Source organism: Glutamicibacter sp. JC586 (genome assembly GCF_009805585.1).
Lineage (GTDB): Bacteria > Actinomycetota > Actinomycetes > Actinomycetales > Micrococcaceae > Glutamicibacter.
Map to the genome: position 1 here is coordinate 285,092 of NZ_VHIN01000010.1, position 17,426 is coordinate 302,517.

The following is a 17,426-nucleotide window of genomic DNA, read 5'->3' on the forward strand; positions in this document are numbered from 1 at the left end:
TGCCACCATGCTAAGTATGAGCCGAACATTTGCTTATCAGCAGGTCGATGTCTTTGCACCCACTGCTTTCAACGGCAATGGGCTAGGAGTCGTTTTTGACGCTGACAGCCTGACTGATGAACAGATGCAACACTTCGCCCAGTGGTTGAATCTGGCCGAAACCGTATTCTTCGTAGAGCCAACCACCGACGAGGCTGACTACGCGATCCGTATTTTCACGCCAAGCACCGAACTTCCTTTTGCGGGGCACCCCACTTTGGGAGCCGCACATGCATGGTTGGAAGCTGGCGGTGTTCCAGGCCCCGGCGGACACCTCATTCAGCAATGTGAAGGTGGGCTAATCCCGGTACGAGTTGAGCGAGACAGCACCGACAGTCATTCTCGGCGATTAGCTTTTCTTGCCCCGCCCCTAACACGTTCCGGTCCCCTTGAACCAGACGTACTCCAGTGGGCCATCAGCGGCTTGGGGATTCACGAGGACGACGTGGTTGATCACCAATGGCTGGTCAATGGACCGCATCCTGCCGGACTGGTCCTAAGAGATGCGGATATTGTCCTGGGCATTGAACCAGATTACGAAGCCCTGCAAGGTTTGGAAGTTGGGGTCATCGGACCTTACACGGCTTCCAGTGTGGCCCACGGGGTATGGCAACCACGTGGGACCGTTCTACCCCGAGTCTCTGGTACGCGTGAAGAATTGCGTCCATTAGATTCCTCGGATCTTGAACGCTCCGAAGAGCGCTTCGGTTCTGTTGTCCTGCAGCCTCCGGCAGATTTTGAAGTCCGTGCCTTTGTCTCTGGCGAAGCAGTGCCAGAGGATCCTGCCACTGGCTCGTTGAACGCGGCATTTGGTATTTGGCTGACCCAATCTGGTTACGCCCCGCCACGTTACACGGTGCGTCAAGGCACGCGCATTGGCCGCGGCGCCATCTTGCATATCGAAGCCACCGAGCAAGACGTGTGGGTTAGTGGTGACGTGGAAACTCGTATTTCAGGCAATGTGAGTTTCGACTGATTTACCCCGCATAGGCAAACTATGCATTCCTTTGTCAGCTTTCAGGTATTAACCTTGGTCAGTGCCTGAAACTGCGAATCCTCAAACAGACTTTGATAAGAAAGCCGCCTGGCGTGCCCTGTGGGCGCTGGTCATTGGCTTCTTCATGATCCTGCTGGACACCACCATTGTGTCCACTGCGATGCCCTCCATTATGCATTCACTGGATGCGAGTATTTCCAGTATCTTGTGGGTCAATAGCGCTTACCTACTCACCTTCGCAGTCCCGCTCCTTGTCACCGGACGCCTTGGCGACCGCTTTGGTCCCCGCAATATTTACCTCATCGGAATGGTCATCTTCTCGTTGGCGTCCCTCTGGTGCGGACTCTCGGATTCTCTGGCATCACTGGTTGCGGCCCGTGCCGTACAGGGCCTGGGCGCTTCAATGATTTCGCCTCAAGCAATGACCATGATTACCCGACTCTTCCCTTACCAGCACCGCGGTGCTGCTATGGGCTTGTGGGGCGCGGTGGCCGGTATTGCCTCGCTTATTGGTCCTATCGCTGGCGGTCTGCTGGTTGACTCGGTGGGTTGGGAGTGGATCTTCTTCATCAACCTGCCCATCGCTGTGGTCAGCCTGACCATGGTCTTCAAATTTGTGCCACGCCTAGCCCCGCAGGCTCACTCATTTGATTGGCTGGGAGTCTTCCTTTCAGCGGTGGCAATGTTCTGCTTGGTCTTTGGTATCCAGGAAGGTCAGTCCTCAAACTGGGAACCTTTTATTGGTCCAATCTCCTCGTGGCACCTGATCGCCGCTGGCATTGTGTTGCTCGCTGTGTTCGTGTGGTGGCAGAGCAAGACCCAAGCCGAACCGTTGGTTCCCCTGCGCCTGTTCAAGGTCAGAAACTTCTCACTGGCTAACGTCGCCATCACCGCCATGGGTGTCACCATCGCCACGATGAGTTTGCCAATGGTGTTCTTCTTGCAGAATGTTCGCGGGCTGACCCCGACTGAATCTGCCTTGATGATTTCGCCAATGGCTGTGGTTGGTATTTTCATTGCCCCACGTTTGGGCAAGATGGTCAATAAGCTCAGCCCACGCAAGCTGGCAGTTCCTGGCTTCCTGCTCTTTGGCGGTGCCACCGTGGTGTATGCCTTCATGATGCATGCAGATACTCCGTTGTGGACGCTGTTGATTCCCTCAGCTGTTCAGGGTGTTGGCTCCGCGATGATTTGGCCTTCTCTTTCCTTGGCTGCCACTCGAGATCTCACTGCGCGTGATGCCGGTGCAGGTTCTGGTATTTACAACACGACCCGTCAGATTGGTTCGGTTCTTGGCTCAGCGTTGATTGCCGTGATGATGGATTCACGCGTACAGGCAGAGATCGAAAAGGTCGGGTCCAAGGACCCTGCAGCTTTGATGGAAGCGACCTCTGTGGGTCTGGGTCAGGCATTGTTGCTTCCCGGATTTGTTGCCGTTGCCGCTGTGATTGTGGCGGCCTTCCTGAGCCCTGGCAAAAAAGCCTAAGCTAGCAGGTTCTGAACCAGAGGCACAAAAGCGCCCTGGCACTGACGATTATTCGTCAGTGCCAGGGCGCTTTGTTCTAGGCTATTTAGACCTTGTCCGAAGGGCCGTCCGTGTCCTCGCCACCTTTGAACTCATCAACCTTCTCGCCAATTTTTTCTTGAGCATCGGCTGCAAAGTCCTTGATGTTCTCGGTAGCTTCACCGGCAAACTCTTTGGCGTTCTCGACTGCTTCGCCCAGCTTCTTCTTTGCATCATCTAAGAAACCCATTGTGGTTCTCCTCTTAGCTTGTGTTCCAAATTTAACCACTGAAAACTGCAGTCTTCAGGCCTTATCTATCTCCCGTGACCGCAAGGGGTGCTCAGCGAGCTACTACTTATTTGTCTTTCTTGACCTTCTTGCCGCCCTTGCGAGCGAAGATCAAAGCAGCTGCAATACCGGCAAGCCAGAAGTCTTTGGCTAGCGCGGTACCATCAGCGGTAGGTCGGATACCATCGGATTCGGTCATGCCCGGGGTACGCAGGTACGAGGACAAAAGGACCCCAGAGAATGCGCCGAGTCCTAGGCCTGCCAAACGCGATGGCACTAGTGGAAGTAGTAGTGCACTGCCCAAGGAGATTTCCGAGATGGATACGACCTTGCCAAAGACGCTTGGTTCTAGGTCGGCTAATTGTGGCACACCGTTGGAGGCCATTTGTTGTAGGCCGGCCGCACTGGCTTCATCAATGCGCAGCTTATTAATACCGCTATTGAGAATGAATGCGCCACTGACCAATCGTAGTGCGGCGTTTGCGATCGAGATTCCCATGGGCCCTCACTTCTCTTTCCGTTGTGTACAAATAGCGTTCGAACAAAGAACGCCTTAGTGTTCAGCGTAGTCATGGGCGGTGTAGTTCACAATCATTTCGACGGCGCGCTTAGCCTAACTCAAGATTCAGCCATGAACTTTCATGCTAAATTCGTAAATCATGATCGCTTCTTCTGCTGTACCACCGGCCGCCCTTGATCTGCTGATTTCACAGGGCTTTGACGCCACGAGTGTTGATGAATTGGCCAACGCCGCAGGGATCTCACGTTCCACTTTCTTCCGACGCTTTGGTTCTAAAGAGAACATGGTCTTTGCCGACCAAGAAATGATTATCACCCACGTTCAGACGACCCTTGCGGCCTCTTCGGTGGATGCCATTTCGACGCTGATTGATGCAGCGCATGTGGTCTTCGACCAGTACACGGTCAATCCTGAAGGCGCGCAGCTACGCCATAAACTCTTGGCTTCTGTTCCGTCCTTGCGTGAACGAGAGCTCGTTTCTACTCATCGCTACGAACGCGCGTTTTACGACTTCCTCTCACGCCGAGGACTGGCCAGCACCGCATCAGAAAAGTCACTCTGTTTGGGTGTCAGCGCCGGTTTGGTAGCAATTCACAATGATCACCTACGCAGCTGGATCAAGGATCCAGCCAGCACCGACCGGGGAAAACTTGCCCAGGACGTCCGCTTATTTTTGGGACGGTTTGCTGACCTTCTTGATTCGGAAGGTAGCGACACCATCGCGGCGCCAGCTCCCACTGTCGTAGTATCGGTTTTGGATGCTGGCGCAGACGAACAGGCAATCTTGAAAGCTGTCTCAGCCGCGCTCAAGGACCGGGCTCAGTAGACACTGCTTATACCCGACACCCCACAGCATGAAACCTAGTTTCTTGACATGACACCCAGTTCCATTAGGCTTGAGATGAAAAGTTTTCACTCTAGCCAATTTTGGAGCGCCTGAGATGACAGAGCAGTCAACCGGTTTGGACTTCCCCGACGGAGTTGTTGAGCCCGACTATGACCTATGGTCCGGGGATGTCAATGTTGATCCCACAGGAGTTTTCGCCGATATAGATGACGCCGACAACGCGTGGCGCACCAAAGCGCGCAATTTTGTCTTAGACGAAGTCAAGGCCGACATCCACGAGCACTGGGACAAAGCAGAATACCCAGTGCACCTGATCAAGAAACTGGGCGAAGCAGATCTGTTCCGCGATGGCATGAACGTGGAGTCTCGCGAAAAAATGACCCCACTGGCCGCTGGATTGGTTAACATGGAAATGGCCCGCGGCGATGGTTCAGTTGCAACCATTGTTGGCGTTCAAGGTGGACTTGCGCTGCGTTCGGTGCTGTTCTGTGGCAGCCCAGAACAAGTCCAAAAGTATGCTCTGCCCATGATGAACGGCGAGCTTCCCGGTGCCTTCGCACTGACCGAGCCTACCCACGGTTCAGATTCAGTATCGCTAGAAACTCGTGCCACCAAGGTTGCCGGAGGCTACCGGATCAGCGGCGAAAAGAAATGGATTGGCAACGGTTCCATTGGTGGGGTCACCATTGTGTGGGCCCGCGACGATGAAGGCAAGGTCCGCGGATTTGTTGTCCACCAGGATGCCGAAGGCTACAGCGCAACAACCATTGCCAACAAACTCTCGCTGCGCGCCATCTGGCAGGCACACATCCGCATGGAAAATGTCTTTGTGCCAGATGAAGATGTCCTACCTGATGCCACTAGCTTCAAGGACACCTCTCGCGTGCTATTCGCTACCCGCCTAGGTGTCGCTTGGTCCGCCGTTGGCCACGCAACCGCGTGTTACGAGTCTGCGGTGAACTACGCCAAACAGCGCGTACAGTTTGGACGTCCACTTGCAGCTAGCCAGATAGTTCAGGAGCGTCTGGCTCGCATGCAGTCAGAGCTGGCTTCTATCCAGGTATTGGTTATGCAGGCCACCAAGCGTGAGACTACCGGCGAGCTCACTGGCCCTCAGGCTTCCCTTGCCAAGTACACTGCGACCCGTACCGCCCGCGCTATTGCCGCCAACGCCCGTGACCTACTCGGCGGCAACGGCATTCTCACCAGCAATCGAGTTGCTCGACACTTCGCGGACATAGAAGCGATTCACACCTATGAGGGCACCGAAACTGTCCAGGCCTTGATCATGGGTCGCGACATCACCGGTATTTCAGCTTTCGCCTAATCCGAAAGCGCTCACTGCATAAACTTTGGGGACCAGTTCATTTAGAACTGGTCCCCAAAGCATCTCCAGACTAGCTACGATTCAACCTATTTTTAGTCTTGGCCGTAGCCACATGCTCCCAGGGGTTCTCTGGCCAAGGATGTTTCGGATAACGGCCACGCATCTCGGAGCGTACCTGCGCATATGGACCATTAAAGAAGCTGACCAAGTCATCGGTCACTGCCAGCGGGAAGCCTCCTGGCGAGAGTAAATGAAACTGAACCGGTAGTTGATCTTTGACCAGTCGCGGGGAGAGGTTCAGACCAAAACACTCCTGCAGTTTTACTGCCACTACTGCTGGCCCGCTCTCCCCCACGGGTGGATAAGTAATAGCAATCTTTGACCCCGAGGGAACTTCCAGCCGGAGCGGAACCAACGAGTCAAAATCATGAGCATGCTCCCAGGGCAAAAGATTACGTAAGGCAGAATACAGATCAACCCTGGCCACATTCTTCCCGTTGGCTACCTGACGTAAGACTGGCTCTAACCAATTCTGCACGTCACTACTCAGAGATTGATCATCAACAGTAACAAATGGTTCGCCCAACAAGCGATGGGCAACAGCCATTCTTCGGCGTAACGCCTCAAAGTTTTCGTGCTCTCCAAAGAACGCCATCCCTTGCTCACGAATAGCGTTTTCAACAGCCTTCATACCTAGTTGTTCGCTGGCCTTGATCGGATGGGAGGCCAACTCGATTGCACCGAAGGTCTCAACTTTTCGAGCGCTAATTTTCCCGTCGACAAATTCCGCAGTTTCGCTTACCTCGTGCAATTGCGGAAGCAAAGACAAGACTTCTTCTAGCGCGATACCAGCGGCACGTCTGATCACTGCTTTTGTCCCGGCCCGGGCGACTTCTGCAACGGTTAGATACTCTTCATGGGCCAGAGGAGAATTTCTCGGTAATGAAGCACGTGTGCCCGAGGCCAGCAAGTACTCATCACCGCTGACCTTGCGCGCCACCCAGGAAGGATAGGCCAAGGCGCTGACCCCAGCCAGAGCCTCCCCCGTGGATTTCACTAGTGGCGAGGCAGCTGTTGCTGTGGCGTTGAACTGACCCAGCAACTGTTCCAAACGTTGCGCTTCGTTTTTCCATGCCCGGTGTCCTGGGTGCGAGTTACTACGCAGCGAACGGTGTAATTCGTTTAGGTCCGCACTGGGAATCCGTTCTGAGCTAGCCAGCAGTGCCACCGCTTGCGCAGCTTCGCGGTTCCCAAATATTTGCGCGCCATCCAGCAAGGCACGAGCTGTTCGCGGATCCGTAGGGATCTTAGCCATCTGCTCACCATGGGCAGTAATAAATCCGCGCTCATCTACCGCGCCGAGGTCTTTGAGCACCTGCTCATCGCTAGCCATGGTGGATGCAGGCGGGGCTTCCCACAGGTCCAGCCCTTCACCTCTGGGAGTCCCCCACTGTGCCATGGCCAAACCAGCGGCTACTAAATCGCCGGTCCGAATTTCTGGCGTTGAAAATTGCGGTGCCGCCGCAAATGACTTGGGGTCCAAGGTCCGTACAACGCGTCCTGGGCCCAGGCGTCCGGCACGTCCAGCTCGCTGTGTTGCTGCCGCGCGACTTGCCACCACCGTCACTAAACCTGACATTCCGCGCACGCTATCTCGACGCGGTTCACGCGCGTAGCCAGCGTCGATCACCAAATGCACCCGAGGAACGGTCAGCGAAGATTCTGCAATCGAGGTGGCCACGATGATCCGCGGTTCACTACCTGGTTCCGGGTCGGTGAGGATCTGATCTTGTTGCGCCGAGGAAATCTGCGAATGCAGCTCTAAAGCAAGTGCCCCACGCGATGAGATCTGCGCGCAGACCCGTTCTACTTCACGCACGCCCGGAAGGAATACCAAAGTATCAATTGGCTGGTCACTCTTGGCGTTCTCTACGGCAGATTGTTGCACGCTCACCGTGGCCACGTGCCGCAGGTATTCGTCAGTGAGCCCAAAATCATTGGTGCGAATACCTGAAAAACTCTCAAAGCTTTCGGCAACCTCATACTGGGCAGTTTGTGCGCTCAGCACAGGCGCTGGCCCCTGTCGCGTGAGTAATTGCGAAAGTTCTTCGGCGTGCAAGGTGGCGCTCATCAGCACCAGCGAAAGGTCCTCACGCAATTGACTGACCTGGTTGATCATGGCGAGCAAAAGGTCAGTGTCGATCGAACGTTCATGGACTTCATCGATGATGACGGCACTGACACCCTCCAAGTCCGGATCTGCCAGCAACCTGCGAAGCATCAGACCTGCAGTCACAAATTCAACGCGTGTGGCCGCCGAACTCTTACGTTCCCCACGCACAGCGAAACCCACCCGGTCCCCCAAGGCGGAACTATCCAGGTGTGCCAGCCGTCGGGCTGCCGCGCGAGCTGCAACTCGACGCGGTTGAGTAACAATGATCTTTCCCGTGTGTCCAGCAGCATCCAACGCATTGGCTACCGTTGGCGGAACGATAGTGGTCTTACCTGATCCGGGAGGTGCTTGAATGACTAACGGTTGAGCCGGGTTGGCAACAAGTTCCGCATACAGTTCATCTCGACTCGGCCCAAAAGCCAGCTGAGATGAGATCCGTTCAAGCTCAAAAAGAACCTCACTCATACAGTTCTACCTGACCAGAAGGAACGGATGGCAGAGACGATCGGTTCAATCGGGAACAACGTGCTCCCATGAGTACGCCCGGGCAATGCCACCATGCGAGCATTGGGCAGCGTGCGAAGCATGATCTTGTTCTGGTCAAAGCGCGGCTGATCCTTCGTGCCAATGAGCATCAGCGTAGGAATCCGGACCTTAGCTAAGTCCGCTAGATCAATGTTCTGCAGCGTCTCGGCTGCTTCATAGTAGGCAGCCAGTGCCAGTGGATCATTTGATTTGAAAGCCAGTCTGGTCGCAGGATCCAGCTTGCCGTTGGTTTCCTGACCAGCGACAAACCCTTCAATGTCGCCCTGTCGCAGAGCTTCAAGGTATCCAGGGAAGAAGATCTTCCCGATCTCCCCTTCAGTGATCTCATACGTGCCGCCGAGCATGATCAATGAAATAACCTGCTCGGGGTGAGTCATGGCCAAGTGCAAACCGGTACGTGCACCGAAGGAGTAGCCAACAACATGAACGCGTTCCACATTCAGGTGCTGAAGTACCGCTTGGATGTCACTGACCACCTTGTCCATCGTGTAGTCAGCGACGTCATGAGACTTGGCTGATTTTCCATGACCGCGCAGATCCAAGCGGATGGTGCGATGATCCTCGCCTAGGGCCTTGATGTAACCCAGTCCGCGCCAGATGGAACGGGATAACGCAGAGCCGTGCAGGAAAAGAATCGGTTCCCCGCCAGCTTCATCATCGTCAAAGAAGATTTGTGAACCGTCGACAGGGTTATTGATCATTGGCATGTCTTTGATTAAATCCCTTGGGAGTAAGGATGACGAAATCCTCTTTTCCCCTGAGCTATCGACATTGGCACCTAATGGGTGAAGACTGAAGGAACTACAGCACGCCCAGGCCGCCGGCTACGGTGGCTCTTGAAAGTAACGAGGGGGAAGATCATGAGCGAGAATCCGCGCGATGAGCAACAGCTCGCAGCAGACGAAGAGAAGAAACGTCATGACGAGCACGACGAAGCGCTTGTTGAAGAATGGGAAGACGAGTCCTTTCCGGCTTCCGACCCACCATCCAATTACTAATCCATACATGCTTGGTGAGTGCACACTTGACGCTCAGCTTGTTATAAGGCTCGGCTCCTAGTGTTGTTAATACCTTCTCAAGGTGCGAGTGATTTAGAAGAACCGATCCGCACAGGCGTTACCTCCTTGGCCTGCCGGATCGGTTCTTCTCTTTAACCTGACGCCCTGAGGCTCGGCACCCGAGCACGACCAGAAGCTCACCGGACGTCGTTGTTTCGCATTTAGCAGATTTACCGTCGCTTCTCCTACCGTCATGACGCGTTGCCATATTCTGATGGTGAAGACCTCCTGCCCCTCCACCCCGTCAGCGCTGACGCTGACAGAAAGGTGCCTCGTGGAATACGAACGAATCCCAGCCGTCAATGAACTACACCGTCCCTACACTGCAGCAGCTGACAGGTACGAACACTACGGATATCGCCGAGTCGGCGAATCAGGTCTCCGCCTTCCACCACTGTCTCTAGGTTTATGGTGGAATTTCGGTGACAACCGACCTTTTGATTCGCAGCGCGAAATTCTCCGTCACGCCTTTGACCACGGCATCAATCACTTTGATCTTGCCAATAACTATGGTCCTCCCGCTGGCTCTGCGGAAGAGAACTTCGGACGCATGATGCGCAAGGACTTCAAGCCTTATCGCAACGAACTGGTGATCTCATCCAAGGCCGGCTACAACATGTGGCCAGGCCCCTACGGAACTTTCGGATCACGCAAGTACCTACTAGCTTCGTGCGACGCCTCGCTTGAGAAGATGGGCCTTGACTACGTTGATATCTTCTACTCCCACCGTTTTGACCCAGACACTCCCCTCGAAGAGACCATCGGCGCACTAGACACCTTGGTTCGTCAGGGCAAAGCCACCTACGTTGGCATTTCTTCATACTCGGCAGAGCGGACCTCTCAGGCCAAGGCCATAGCGAATGATTTGGGAACACCGCTAGTGATTCACCAGCCTTCCTACAACATTCTCAATCCATGGGTTGAGCACGGATTGTTAGAGACACTGAAGCAAGAAAACATGGGCACGATTGCTTTCACTCCGCTGGCTCAAGGATTGTTGACCGACAAATACCTGGACACCACTGATGTACAGCGACAGGGCGGGCGCCGGTCATTGGAGAGCCAACTGACCGATGAAAACCTCACCAAGGTTCGCCGCCTTAACGAGATTGCCCAGCAGCGCGGACAGTCTCTAGCGCAAATGGCCTTGGCGTGGTTGTTACGTGACGGGGCAGCAACCTCTGTGCTGATTGGTGCGTCCTCAACCAAGCAGCTCGATGAGAATTTGGGAGCACTGAAGAATCTAGAATTTACTGATGCTGAGCTTTCCAGCATTGCGGAAATTGCTCAGGGTGATGCCGGTATTGACTGGTGGCGTGCTTCGGCTATCAGCTAGCACAGCGTTCAGAACATCCCTAGCGACAGCGTCGTGGTCCGTGTCTTCCGCTAAATATTTAGCCGGCCACGGCCAACGCTGTTGCTGAAGATGCAATGTTGAGTTCAAGGACTGATCATTGCTTCTTCATACTGGATCGATCAGCACTCCGCAGATAAGCTCGGGGTAGACGTGTAATGAAGTGAATTACATTCATTTATTAGCGTAGGTTCGGTAATCTCTAGTTACAGGCCTACGCCAACTATTCTGCACAAACGACAGGAGCATTGATGAGCGCCCCAACCTACAAGGTCTTGAACCCCGCCAACGGTGAAGTTGTTGAGGAATTCGACGCGGCCACCGATGAGCAAGTTGAGCAGGCACTTGCTGCCGCCCAGTCTGCCTATGAAGACTGGCAGAATGTTGACATCAACGAGCGCGCCAAGATTGTTTCAAAGGTTGGCGCACTGTTCGCCGAGCGTGCCGATGAGCTTGGCAAGATCATGACTATTGAAATGGGCAAGCCACTCTCTGAAGCAGTCGGCGAAGCTCAGTTCTGCCAAGAAATCTTTGAATATTTCGCCACTCAAGGCCCAACTTTGGCAGCGAATCAGGAGATCAAGTCATTCTCCGGTGGCAAGGCTGTAGTTCAAAAACTTCCAGTTGGTCCACTACTGGGCATCATGCCATGGAACTTCCCGCTGTACCAGGTAGCCCGCTTCGCGGCTCCTAACCTGATGCTAGGTAACACCATCATCCTCAAGCACGCTGAGTCCTGCCCTCGCTCGGCCCTGGCCATCCAGGAAATCATGGATGAAGCCGGCGTTCTTGCAGGCGTGTACAACAACGTCTTCGCAACCCATGATCAGATTTCCACCATCATTGCTGACTCCCGTATTCAGGGTGTCTCCCTAACCGGTTCCGAACGAGCTGGCGCCATCATTGGCGAGCAGGCCGGACGTAACTTGAAGAAGGCAGTACTGGAACTGGGCGGTTCGGACCCATTCGTGGTTCTGGATTCGGACAACGTGTCAGAAATCGTTGATACCGCGTGGGGCTACCGCATTGATAACACTGGTCAGGCCTGCAACTCGAATAAGCGCATGATTGTCATGGACGATATCTATGATGAGTTTGTTTCTGAACTAACCAAGCGCGCAAAAGGCCTGAAGCCGGGTGACCCACTTGAGGAGGCTGAAGGAACCTTCGCGCCGCTGTCCTCCCGTAAGGCAGCTGAGTCGTTGCACGAGCAGGTCCAGGATGCTGTTTCCAAGGGCGCAACCTTGCACGCAGGTGGTGTCCTGCACGATGGCCCTTCGGCGTACTACTCCCCTGCAGTGCTCACCGGAATCACCAAGGACATGCGCGCCTACTACGAAGAGCTCTTCGGTCCAGTGGCTGTGGTCTACAAGGTCAGCAGCGACGAAGAAGCAGCAGAACTGGCCAACGACACCATCTACGGCCTAGGCGGCTCGGTCCACTCCACCGACGTAGAGCGTGCCACCAAGGTGGCTCAGAAACTACAGTCCGGCATGGCCAACGTGAACGTTGCCAGCGCCGAGGGCGCAGAAATGCCATTCGGCGGCGTGAAGCGCTCCGGCTTTGGCCGCGAACTAGGCCCGCTGGGTATGGATGAGTTTGTGAACAAACGCCTGTTCTACATCGGCGAGTAGCCGCTTCGAGCATCAAAGCTAAATCGCTAAAGGCCAAAGGGTGAACCAGTTAGAGGGTTCACCCTTTGGCGTCTGCATGGTCATCAAACTGTGGTCGAAGCTTGCTTCGATTCAACCTCTTCGTCTTCGACCGATTCGTCAAAAGGCTCGGGCGATCTTTTAAACGGAGAAATAGCCTTTCAACGAGACGCGAGCCAAGTCCTAATCGTTATCCACGTGGCGATAGAGACAAGCACGGCATCAGCTGATGCCATGATGCCCGAGAAGAAAGGTAGCCTCATGACGATTGCGATTCCAATGGGCATGCCTAGAATCAGCACCAACGCAATGCGTCGGCTGATCTTGTTGAATAACATGGACGGGAATGCAATCTGGGCGACCACTGTCACGTAAGTTATCAGTGAGACGACCCAAGAATCCATGGTTATCAGGTTGCTAAGCCAAGGAAAAATTCCATAGGCCTCCGAACTCACGGGGTAGTACATGGCCGTCCCGTTTTGACAAAGGTTGCCCTGGACCTTGTATAGTCCGGCTTCTAAATACACTTGGCATAGCTGCGCAACAACGAGACATAGAACCACGTTATGAAGAACCGTGACTACTTCGAATTCGCGCTTCTTCTTACCACTGCGCTTTCGCAACCAGGAGTCGACGGACCAGCTTCTTGAGAGATCGGCAAAGATCATATAGATCAGCATGATCCTGATGAAGTAGTTTCCTCCATCAGAGACTGGCGTATTTTGAGCATTGATCGCTGTATAAAAAATGAAAAACAGCGGAGTGACGATTCGAGTCTGCCATCCAGCTACGAATAGGATCGACAGCAGTATTGCCCCCACGTACCAAACGGCAAATAGCCCACCCCACCGATGGTTGGGAGCCAGCATCAAGGATTGCGCGAAGGACGATCCACCAGGAAGCATTCCGCGAATCGGGTGATCGCGACTGTGGTCTTGTGCGTTTAGTAGTCGCAGGCCTGACTAACGCGCAAATATCGCGTATGGCTCACATTTCTGAAGGATCGGTCAAGCTTCATCTGACCCGTGTCATGGACGGGCTCAACGTTCCCAACCGAGTCCAGTTAGCCGTCATCGCAGCTGAATCCGGGCTCGTAACTTCGGCGGATCCGAAACTTAGCTAATAAACAGTCCGCAATTGGCTAGCGGGAACCCACATCTGATCGCCATCACGGTCGATCTGACGCCATGCCCCCTGACGGGCAACAATAACCACCGCGGTGTCAGCAGGAAGAATGCGCACCAGTGAGTAATGGTCGCCAGGACCTCGACGTGCGTTGAGTCGAATGGTGGTCAATGCACGCTGATTAGGTACAGCAATCAGTCCCCCACGTGCAGGGCGGGCAGGGATCTCTTGCAGATACATGCTCGGTACCCAGCCCATCAGCTTGCCTGCCTGGACCTGGGACCACAGTCCCTGCTGGAGTATTGAACGAACTTTACTGCCCTGGTCGATGACCTTCAGTACCGGGTATCCGGTGCCGCTGCCCTTACGGAGGTTCAAGGTCGCGGTGGTGACGTGGGTTGCTTCAATCAGTGAGTAACGAGAAAGTACAGGTTCAGAGTAATCATCGTCGTCTTCATCCTCAGCGACTACAGGCTTATCAAAGACAGTAGGAATTGGCTCAAGATAAATATTAGGTAACCAACCGTAAATTCCGTTAACAAAGACATGGGCCCAAGAGCCAATGACTTCAATCAAGGCCAGCTCGGTCAGCTCAGCGAGATTACTTTGCACAACGTAATGCCGTCCGGCACCCTTGCGCAGTTTCAGCGAGGCAGTCGTCCGATGGGTTAACGTTACTGACGACGTCAAAGCCGACTTATTCGGTAAGCCCACTGGGTTCACAACCACCTCAAATAAAAACTTAGGGAAGCAACCGTTGGTTGCTTCCCTAAGTTTATTCCATTTTTAGAAGATGCGTGCTTCTTAGACGATTAGTCGTCCGATGAACGCGAGCCGAGCTCAGCGTCCAGACGCAATAGACCACTGCCATCGTTACCGATGAGCTTCACGCGATCCAGAATTTCAGAGACAGTGGCCTCTTCTTCAATCTGCTCGTCGATGAACCAGTGCAACAGCGGAAGGGAATCAATATCCCCTTCGGTCTGAGCCAAACGGTACAACTCACGAATTGCTTCGGAGACCTTCTGCTCATGAGCCAGCGAAGCTGCAAAAGCATCAGCGACACTCTTGATATTCAGTTCTGGTGCTGGCTGCTCACCAATCTTTGGGTGTGCCGAGCGGTCGGTCATGTGGGTAATGAACTTTTCAGCGTGAACGACTTCTTCGCCAGCCTGGGCGCGGAACCATCCAGCAATACCTGGAAGGCTCTTGACGTCCATTTCAACTGCCAGCTGACGATAGACCGTGGCTGCGGTGAGTTCGAGGGTTACCTGAGTGCTGAAGGCTTCTGCCAGTTTTCCTGTAAGTTCCATGTCTTTAGACTAGGATGTTTTTCCCGTCTTGTCACCGAAGTTTGTGCTCACTTAGTCAAACCCGAATTAGGGAATCATCCCACGTTGCGAGCAAGTTATTGTAGCCGACACTAAGAAAGGTTAGGTAAACCGAACTGGTCAGAACTACCTGCTCAACCCAGCTCTGCGCAATGCCTCTGCCATGGCAGTATTCCCCGAGGAAGCTGGTCGAGAGTCTTGCCCACCCGGCTTTCGGTTGTGTTGCCCGCCGCGTTGCTGAGCGTTGCGTGGAGAACGCGAAGTGTTGGAGGTACTACCCCGCTCGCGCTGGCCACCGCCCTTGGTTGGATCTGTTGCACCGGGTAGTTCATCATCCAGGCGCAAGGTCAACGAAATGCGCTTGCGCGCGGTATCGACTTCCAACACCTTGACCTTAACGATTTGTCCCGAGCTCACCACCTCGCGAGGATCCGAGATGAATTTGTTGCTCATCGCTGAGACGTGGATGAGGCCGTCTTGATGGACACCCAAATCAACGAAGGCACCAAAGGCAGCCACATTGGATACCGTGCCTTCAAGAATCATGCCCGGTTTGACGTCGCTGATGGTCTCGACGCCTTCCTTCAGCGCGGCTGTCACAAATTCACCACGTGGGTCGCGGGCCGGGCGGCGAAGTTCAGAGATTACGTCTCGAATAGTTGGTTCGCCGAATTGTTCGGTAACAAAGTCCTGAACCTTTAGCTCTTCTAGACGGCGGCCTTGCGCTTCGGCGCTGTTCTGCAATTTCTTGGCCAAGTCATATGCTTCGGGGTGCACCGATGAAGCATCCAATTTCTCTTTACCGCCGGTAATGCGCAGGAAGCCCGCGCACTGTTCATAGGCCTTGGCACCAAGCCGTGGAACTTTGAGTAGATCCTTGCGAGTAGCGAAAGGACCATTGGCATTTCGATGATCAACAATGTTCCGGCTGAGCAATGGGCCAACGCCGGCCACACGGGCAAGCAACGCGGGGGACGCAGTATTAACGTCAACACCGACAGCGTTCACACAGTCTTCAACCACGGCATCCAACGCGCGGTCCAGCTTCGAAGCGGTGACATCGTGCTGGTACTGTCCTACACCAATTGATTTCGGATCAATCTTCACCAGCTCTGCTAGTGGATCTTGAAGTCGGCGGGCAATAGACACCGCACCACGCAGTGATACGTCCATATCTGGTAGTTCTTGGCTGGCTAGTTCTGAAGCGGAGTACACCGACGCGCCTGCCTCGGAAACGATAACCTTGCTCATCGTCTTTTCACCTACCGCCTTGATCACTTCCGCGGCCAAGCGATCGGTCTCTCGACCAGCAGTTCCGTTACCCACCGCAATCAATGTTGTTTCATGCTTCTTGGCCAGCTGAACCAGGGTGGCCAAGGCTTCGTTCCACTTCTTCGCAGGAGCGTGGGGATAGATAGTGGCGGTTTCAACGGACTTACCGGTGAGGTCTACAACGGCAACTTTCACACCAGTACGAAGCCCTGGGTCTAGGCCCAGCACGGCCTTGTTTCCCGCCGGAGCCGCCAGCAATACGTCACGCAGGTTGGCAGCGAAGATCTTCACTGACTCATCTTCAGCGGCGTCGAAAAGTCGTGAACGAAGATCTGATTCAAAGCGGGTGAGCAGTCGGGCCTTCCATGCCAATCTTACGGTCTGAGAAATCCATGAGGCGGCGGCAGCACCGGAAGGAACGTTCAGCCCCAAAGAAGCGCTGATGGCGTTCTCATAGCTTTGGCGGGCCTGGGCTAGTGCCTCCTCATCGCGAGGATCAGCTTCGGCTAGTTGCAGGTTCAACACACCTTCGCGCTCACCGCGTAGCAGTGCCAGTACTCGGTGTGAGGGCAATCGATCCAAGTTTGCGACATAGTCCAGGTAGTCCGAGTACTTACCTTGGCCCTCGGTGCTGGCCGTCGATGAGACGCTGGCAGAGATCTTGCCGCTCTTCCACAGACGCTCGCGCAGCTCACCAGCCAGGGCAACGTCTTGAGAAACACGTTCAGTAACGATGGAGCGGGCACCGGAAAGTACGTCGGCTTCAGTGCCGAATCCGGCTTCGGTGTTCAAGTACTCTGTTGCAGCCGACTGTGGGTCAGTGGAGGGAGAAGACAGCAACAGATCTGCCAGAGGCTCCAAGCCTGCTTCGCGAGCAATCTGTGCCTTGGTCCGGCGCTTGGACTTGAATGGAAGGTAGATGTCTTCCAACTCAGCCTTGGTAGTAGCCGTGGCAATAGCGTCAACTAGGTCATTGGTAAGCTTGCCGGCCTCGGCAATGGCATCACGAACGACCACACGACGCTCTTCAAGTTCGCGCAGGTAACGTAGGCGTTCTTCAAGTAAACGTAGCTGGCTGTCACTGAGTGTTCCGGTAACTTCTTTTCGGTAACGAGCAATAAACGGAACAGTTGATCCCGAGTCCAGTAGTTCTACTGCCGCTTTGACTTGCCACGTGGCAACCGTGGATTCGGTGGATAGTTCCTTGGCCAGTTGAGCGATAATTCGCTGTTGCACGGCCGGGTCATTTGCGTTGTTCTTCTGCTCGCTACTCACCGATCCATTGTGTCTTAACGGCCTGTGAGTTCAGATGATCGACTCGGCCAGCATACAGCTGAAATTCATTATCGATGACTAAGATTTACTTCTATGGGGAAAGTGAAAGTCCGTAAG

The 17,426-nt window shown here is 54.3% G+C and carries 16 protein-coding genes; 8 read left to right on the forward strand and 8 right to left on the reverse strand.

The window, feature by feature from the left end; all coding sequences use genetic code 11:
- Positions 1–16: 16 nt before the first annotated feature.
- Together FJV47_RS09275 and FJV47_RS09280 are read left to right on the forward strand one after the other, a co-directional pair.
- Positions 17–1,015, forward strand: coding sequence for a PhzF family phenazine biosynthesis protein (locus FJV47_RS09275; RefSeq protein WP_235026401.1), 999 nt, complete (start codon positions 17–19; stop codon positions 1,013–1,015).
- 61 nt (positions 1,016–1,076) lie between these two features.
- Positions 1,077–2,522: a DHA2 family efflux MFS transporter permease subunit gene (locus FJV47_RS09280; RefSeq protein WP_159612255.1), complete on the forward strand. Its 1,446-nt coding sequence runs from the start codon at positions 1,077–1,079 to the stop codon at positions 2,520–2,522.
- A gap of 85 nt (positions 2,523–2,607) precedes the next feature.
- Here the strand turns inward: FJV47_RS09280 and FJV47_RS09285 are convergent, their stop codons facing one another.
- Positions 2,608–2,790: a hypothetical protein gene (locus tag FJV47_RS09285; protein WP_159612257.1), complete on the reverse strand. Its 183-nt coding sequence runs from the start codon at positions 2,788–2,790 to the stop codon at positions 2,608–2,610.
- A 106-nt stretch (positions 2,791–2,896) separates the two neighbouring features.
- Entirely contained in the window at positions 2,897–3,328 is a 432-nt protein-coding gene (locus FJV47_RS09290; RefSeq protein WP_159612259.1) for a DoxX family membrane protein, read from the reverse strand.
- Between the two features lie 160 nt (positions 3,329–3,488).
- Between FJV47_RS09290 and FJV47_RS09295 the strand changes: the two genes are divergently transcribed.
- Positions 3,489–4,175 (forward strand): TetR family transcriptional regulator, encoded by a 687-nt coding sequence (locus FJV47_RS09295; protein WP_159612261.1) that lies wholly within the window; start codon positions 3,489–3,491, stop codon positions 4,173–4,175.
- Between the two features lie 115 nt (positions 4,176–4,290).
- The gene (locus FJV47_RS09300) at positions 4,291–5,523 is read left to right on the forward strand and encodes an acyl-CoA dehydrogenase family protein (protein ID WP_159612263.1); all 1,233 of its coding nucleotides are present in this window, start codon (positions 4,291–4,293) and stop codon (positions 5,521–5,523) included.
- A gap of 70 nt (positions 5,524–5,593) precedes the next feature.
- Here FJV47_RS09300 and hrpB read toward each other — a convergent pair whose 3' ends face one another.
- Entirely contained in the window at positions 5,594–8,161 is a 2,568-nt protein-coding gene (hrpB, locus tag FJV47_RS09305; protein WP_159612265.1) for an ATP-dependent helicase HrpB, read from the reverse strand.
- Entirely contained in the window at positions 8,158–8,949 is a 792-nt protein-coding gene (locus tag FJV47_RS09310; protein ID WP_235026402.1) for an alpha/beta fold hydrolase, read from the reverse strand. Before FJV47_RS09310 ends, hrpB begins: the two co-directional genes overlap by 4 nt.
- 153 nt (positions 8,950–9,102) lie before the next feature.
- On the opposite strand from FJV47_RS09310, the gene FJV47_RS16465 reads away from it, so the two are divergent.
- From FJV47_RS16465 to FJV47_RS09320, 3 genes are all read left to right on the forward strand, one after another.
- On the forward strand, positions 9,103–9,240 hold the full coding sequence (locus tag FJV47_RS16465) for a hypothetical protein (protein ID WP_200831983.1): 138 nt from the start codon (positions 9,103–9,105) through the stop codon (positions 9,238–9,240).
- A 334-nt stretch (positions 9,241–9,574) separates the two neighbouring features.
- Positions 9,575–10,636: an L-glyceraldehyde 3-phosphate reductase gene (mgrA, locus tag FJV47_RS09315; RefSeq protein ID WP_235026403.1), complete on the forward strand. Its 1,062-nt coding sequence runs from the start codon at positions 9,575–9,577 to the stop codon at positions 10,634–10,636.
- 269 nt (positions 10,637–10,905) lie between these two features.
- Entirely contained in the window at positions 10,906–12,288 is a 1,383-nt protein-coding gene (locus FJV47_RS09320; protein ID WP_159612269.1) for an NAD-dependent succinate-semialdehyde dehydrogenase, read from the forward strand.
- 179 nt (positions 12,289–12,467) lie between these two features.
- Here FJV47_RS09320 and FJV47_RS09325 read toward each other — a convergent pair whose 3' ends face one another.
- Positions 12,468–13,175 (reverse strand): HTTM domain-containing protein, encoded by a 708-nt coding sequence (locus tag FJV47_RS09325; RefSeq protein ID WP_159612271.1) that lies wholly within the window; start codon positions 13,173–13,175, stop codon positions 12,468–12,470.
- Between FJV47_RS09325 and FJV47_RS16700 the strand changes: the two genes are divergently transcribed.
- Positions 13,118–13,429: a response regulator transcription factor gene (locus FJV47_RS16700; protein ID WP_255474760.1), complete on the forward strand. Its 312-nt coding sequence runs from the start codon at positions 13,118–13,120 to the stop codon at positions 13,427–13,429. The genes FJV47_RS09325 and FJV47_RS16700 overlap by 58 nt on opposite strands.
- Here FJV47_RS16700 and FJV47_RS09335 read toward each other — a convergent pair.
- The 3 genes from FJV47_RS09335 to FJV47_RS09345 form a co-directional block, all read right to left on the reverse strand.
- Complete coding sequence (locus tag FJV47_RS09335) at positions 13,426–14,043, reverse strand: SH3 domain-containing protein (protein ID WP_159612275.1); 618 nt, start codon at positions 14,041–14,043, stop codon at positions 13,426–13,428. The genes FJV47_RS16700 and FJV47_RS09335 overlap by 4 nt on opposite strands.
- Before the next feature lie 200 nt (positions 14,044–14,243).
- On the reverse strand, positions 14,244–14,744 hold the full coding sequence (locus tag FJV47_RS09340) for a ferritin (RefSeq protein ID WP_159612277.1): 501 nt from the start codon (positions 14,742–14,744) through the stop codon (positions 14,244–14,246).
- Positions 14,745–14,888: 144 nt separating this feature from the next.
- On the reverse strand, positions 14,889–17,309 hold the full coding sequence (locus tag FJV47_RS09345) for a Tex family protein (protein ID WP_159612279.1): 2,421 nt from the start codon (positions 17,307–17,309) through the stop codon (positions 14,889–14,891).
- Positions 17,310–17,426 lie beyond the last annotated feature (117 nt).